We start from the raw sequence: 3,780 nt of genomic DNA on the forward strand, positions 1-3,780 counted from the left end.
GCGGTTCGGCGGGTCGGCCGCCTTCGGCGGGGTCTACCAGTCGTACGAGCTGGCCATGCGCGAACGGGGGCCGCGCGACCCCGTCCTCGCCCTGTACGCGGCCCAGCACGCGGCGGTCGCAGCCGCGCTGCCCGGCCGGAAGATCCTGGTCAGCCCCTACATCGACGCCCGCAGGGGCCGCGGCTTCCCGCCCGGCCAGGTGCCCGGCGGGCTGGCCGACATCGCCGCCACCCGCGCCGGCGCGCCCATGGCCGTCGCCGTGCAGGACGGGCGGGGCACGGGCAAGGTCCCCGTGCACGGGATCGAGGAGGGCGGGTCCATGGTCGCCCCCCGGCTCGTCCCGGTGGTCGGCCGGGTGCGCAACGCCGACGGCTACTACGGGCCCACCAGGGACTACATCGAGGCGGCGGCCGGCAGCGTGCCCGCCGGGGTCGAGCTGTGGGTCAACGTCGAGGGCTTCGAGCCCGCGCCCGCGGACGGCGAGTGCGGGCGGGTCGAGCCGCTGCCGTTGCGGGGACGTACCAGCAAGGCCCGGCTCGACCAGCAGATCATGGCGACGGGCGGGCACGCCGCGAAGATCATCTCCTATGGCTGGGAGCCCTTCTTCACCTGCCAGGCGAGCCCGGCCACCCCCTCGCTGGCCGACGACATCGCGAACGGCGGCCGGGAGCCGATCATCGTGAACGCCTACCGCGCGGAACGGGACGGCCGGCCCGGGATCACCGTCGAGGGCTACAACCTGCGCGGCGGCACCCTGCGCTTCACCTCGCCCGGCGGCCGCGAGGTCGGCGTGGCCCAGCGGTGGCACGGGCCGGGCCGCCCCGAGTCGGCGTGGGCCCCCTACGTCCCGCCCGGCCCGTGGACCTCGGTCACCGCCACGAACGCCGCCGGCCGCACCAGCACGAGCGGGTACGTCTTCCGCTAGCGCTCGCCGCTTCCGTCAGGGTTCGCCGTTTTCGCAGGGTTCGCCGAAGCCGCGCAGCATGGCTTCGAGCGCGAAGACGAAACGGCGGTCGGTCCCCGAGGACGGCTGGGCGCGCCGCGCCCGGGTGGCCTCGGCCAGCAGCGGGGTCTCCACCAGATCCGGCTCGGGGATGTCGCGCATCGCGGGCGCGGCCCGTTCGGCCCCACCGGCGACCCCACCGGCGGCCAGGACGGCGACGTGGCCGACGACGAAACCGGTCACGGCGTAGAGCATGTCCAGCGCGCGGTCCGGCGGCAGCCCCGCCGCGCGCAGCACGCGCAGCCCCTCCTCCATCAGGCGCAGGTTCCCGGGCGTGATCGCGGGACGGCTGACCACCAGGGGGACGACGTTCGGATGCGCGAGCAGCGCCCGCAGCAGCGCGTGGGCGTACTCGCGCAGGGCCTCCTGCCATGAGGCGGCCTCGGTCAGCAGCGGCGCGGCCTGCGTGACGACCTGCTCGACCAGGCCGTCGAGCAGCGCGTCCTTGCTGTCGACGTGCTGGTAGAGGGACATGGCCTCGACCCCGAGCTCCTGGCCGATGCGGCGCATGGACAGCGCCTTCAGCCCTTCGCGGTCGGCCAGCGCCAGAGCCGCCCGCAGGATGGCCTGCCGGGTCAGCCCGGCGTTCTGGCCGCGGGTGCGTTTCGGGGACATGGTGCCCTTTCTCGATTCTTACGTGGTAAGTATAGTCAAAACATACTTTGTAAGAATGTCGCCCAGAAGGGACTCATGTCATGACAGGGAAGCCGCGCGGAGCCTCCGCCCTGCTGTACGGCGGCGCCGCGCTCACGGTGCTGGTCACCCTCTTCGCCTTCGCCTACCGCTCCGGGCTGGCCGAGTACCTCAGGGCGGGCTATCCGGAGCTGGGGCCGGGGAAGATCGACGAGGGGGTCACCACGTACACGGTGATCCTGTCGGTCGTGGGGGCGCTCGGGCTGGCCGGCTGGCTCGTCACCGTCCGGGCGGCCGGGGCGGGCAGGGGGTGGGCCCGGTGGCTGGGGGCCGGGCTGTTCGTGGTGGCGTCGTGCGTCGCGCTCGCGGGCCTGACCGTCCGGGACAGCAACGGCGAGGTCGGCCTGGCGCCGTTGCTCGGCTGGCTGCAGGTCCTTCCGCTGGTCCCGGGGCTGGTGGCGGTCGTGCTGCTGTGGAGGAGGGCGCGGTGATCCACGTCGCCCGGTGGCCGGGGGCGCTCAAGCGCCTGATGTACCGGGGCGGGCGGCCCAACGCCCTCACGCGGGCGATGAACCGGCTCGACGCGCTGACCTACGCCTCCCGGTGGCTGCCACTGCCCCAGGGGGCGGTGCTCCAGGTGGTGGGACGCCGCAGTGGGGCGCTCACGTCGGTGCCCGTCGCGGTCGCCAGGCACGACGGCGGCGAGTACCTGGTCTCCATGCTCGGGCCGGAGGCGAACTGGGTGCGCAACGTCCGGGCCGCCGGTGGCCGGGCCGTGTTGCGGCGTCGCGGGCGGGCGGCGCCGGTCAGGCTGGCGGAGGTCCCGGTCGAACGCCGCGCCGAGATCCTGCGCCGCTACGCCGCCGTGGCGCCCGGCGCGCGGCCCCACCTCGGCCTCGGCCCGAAGGCGCCGCTGGACCGTTTCCGCCGGATCGCGGCTGGTCATCCCGTCTTCCGCATCCTGCGGGCGGACGGCTCCGCCCCGGACGGCCACGGGTCAGGTCAGGGCTGAGACGAGGATGTCGGTCAGGGTGGCCGCCTGGCCGCCGTCCTCGTCGAGGTCGGGGTCGAAGATGGTGAACTGGATCCCGGCCGCCCCGGGCAGCGCGAGCAGCCCGCGGAGCAGGCCGGCGAGCTGGTCGCCGGTCAGGCCGCCGGGGGTGGGCGAGTCGACGGCCGACAGCACGGACGGGTCGAGCACGTCGGCGTCCACATGGATCCAGAAGCCGTCCAGGTCGTCGCGCACGAGCACGCGCTCGGCGGCTTCCAGGGGGATGTCGTCCCCGGCGACGAAGGCGATGCCGTCGGCGGCGAGCTCCTGGACGTCGTCGTCGTCCCGGACGCCGAGCACGATGACGTCCTCGTCCCGGACGTACGGGCGCAGGCCGTCGATGTCGGTCAGGTAGTCGTCGCCGCGGCCGGTCACCAGGGCCAGGTCCTCGCCGGCCGCCGCGCCGACGTGGGGCGAGTTGCCGAGGTGGCGGAAGTCGGTGTGGGCGTCGAGGTAGGCCACCCCGTAGCGGCCCGTCCTGCGCAGGGCGAGCGCGGGGCCGAGCAGGATCGAGCAGTCGCCGCCGAGCAGGACGGGGAAGCCGCCGTCCGCCCTGATCCCGGCCACGCGGTCGGCCAGCCGCCGGGTGTAGGCGGCGATGGCCGCGCCGTTGCGCACGCCGTCGCCGGGCTTCCAGGTGGCCACGTAACGGGGCGGGACCAGCGCGCCCGCGTCGGCCGCGCCGATCCGGGCGACCAGCCCGTTGTCCCGCAACGCCCAGGGAGCCTTGTAGCAGCCGGGGATGACATCCTCGGCGAGTGGACGCAGGCCGAGGTTGGACGGCGCGTCGAGGACGGTCAGTTTTCTGTCAGGGGTTATAGTGCTCATAGTCGTGACGGTAGCAGGAGGGTGAGGGATGCGCCAGTTCATCGAGACGGGTCTCGTGGCCGTCGATCTGGCCAACACGTGGGACGAGTACCTGGACGATCCCGAGCGGCTGCCCGACGTGGCGGAGCTGCGCCGCTTCTGCCGCGAACTGGGCGAACCGCTTGAGAACGACCATGGGCTCGGCGAGGAGGACCTGCGGGAGGTCAGGGAGGTGCGCGAGCGGCTGCGGGCGGTGCTGGCCGCCGAGCCCGACGGCCGGGCGGGG

At 74.3% G+C, this 3,780-nt stretch carries 5 protein-coding genes and 1 pseudogene; 4 read left to right on the forward strand and 2 right to left on the reverse strand.

Annotation, left to right across the window (positions count from 1 at the left end):
* Positions 1-925: pseudogene (locus ACWCSD_RS49525) on the forward strand (DUF4434 domain-containing protein); the annotation flags it as partial.
* A 15-nt stretch (positions 926-940) separates the two neighbouring features.
* Here ACWCSD_RS49525 and ACWCSD_RS49530 read toward each other — a convergent pair.
* The gene (locus tag ACWCSD_RS49530; RefSeq protein ID WP_397162380.1) at positions 941-1,618 is read right to left on the reverse strand and encodes a TetR/AcrR family transcriptional regulator; all 678 of its coding nucleotides are present in this window, start codon (positions 1,616-1,618) and stop codon (positions 941-943) included.
* Between the two features lie 80 nt (positions 1,619-1,698).
* On the opposite strand from ACWCSD_RS49530, the gene ACWCSD_RS49535 reads away from it, so the two are divergent.
* Both ACWCSD_RS49535 and ACWCSD_RS49540 read left to right on the forward strand, forming a co-directional pair.
* The gene (locus tag ACWCSD_RS49535; protein ID WP_449926308.1) at positions 1,699-2,127 is read left to right on the forward strand and encodes a hypothetical protein; all 429 of its coding nucleotides are present in this window, start codon (positions 1,699-1,701) and stop codon (positions 2,125-2,127) included.
* The gene (locus ACWCSD_RS49540; protein WP_397162382.1) at positions 2,124-2,648 is read left to right on the forward strand and encodes a nitroreductase family deazaflavin-dependent oxidoreductase; all 525 of its coding nucleotides are present in this window, start codon (positions 2,124-2,126) and stop codon (positions 2,646-2,648) included. Before ACWCSD_RS49535 ends, ACWCSD_RS49540 begins: the two co-directional genes overlap by 4 nt.
* On the opposite strand, the gene ACWCSD_RS49545 is transcribed toward ACWCSD_RS49540, so the two are convergent.
* Complete coding sequence (locus ACWCSD_RS49545) at positions 2,634-3,515, reverse strand: arginase family protein (protein WP_397162383.1); 882 nt, start codon at positions 3,513-3,515, stop codon at positions 2,634-2,636. The genes ACWCSD_RS49540 and ACWCSD_RS49545 overlap by 15 nt on opposite strands.
* 28 nt (positions 3,516-3,543) lie before the next feature.
* Here ACWCSD_RS49545 and ACWCSD_RS49550 point away from each other — a divergent pair.
* On the forward strand, positions 3,544-3,780 hold a 237-nt coding region (locus ACWCSD_RS49550), incomplete at its 3' end, for an ABATE domain-containing protein (RefSeq protein WP_449926312.1).

The organism is Nonomuraea sp. NPDC001684 (assembly GCF_053596515.1).

Bases quoted from the DNA above. Each gene is read 5' to 3' on its own strand.
- ACWCSD_RS49530 (WP_397162380.1), bottom strand. From the start codon at position 1,618: ATGTCCCCGAAACGCACCCGCGGCCAGAACGCCGGGCTGACCCGGCAG.
- ACWCSD_RS49535 (WP_449926308.1), top strand. From the start codon at position 1,699: ATGACAGGGAAGCCGCGCGGAGCCTCCGCCCTGCTGTACGGCGGCGCC.
- ACWCSD_RS49545 (WP_397162383.1), bottom strand. From the start codon at position 3,515: ATGAGCACTATAACCCCTGACAGAAAACTGACCGTCCTCGACGCGCCG.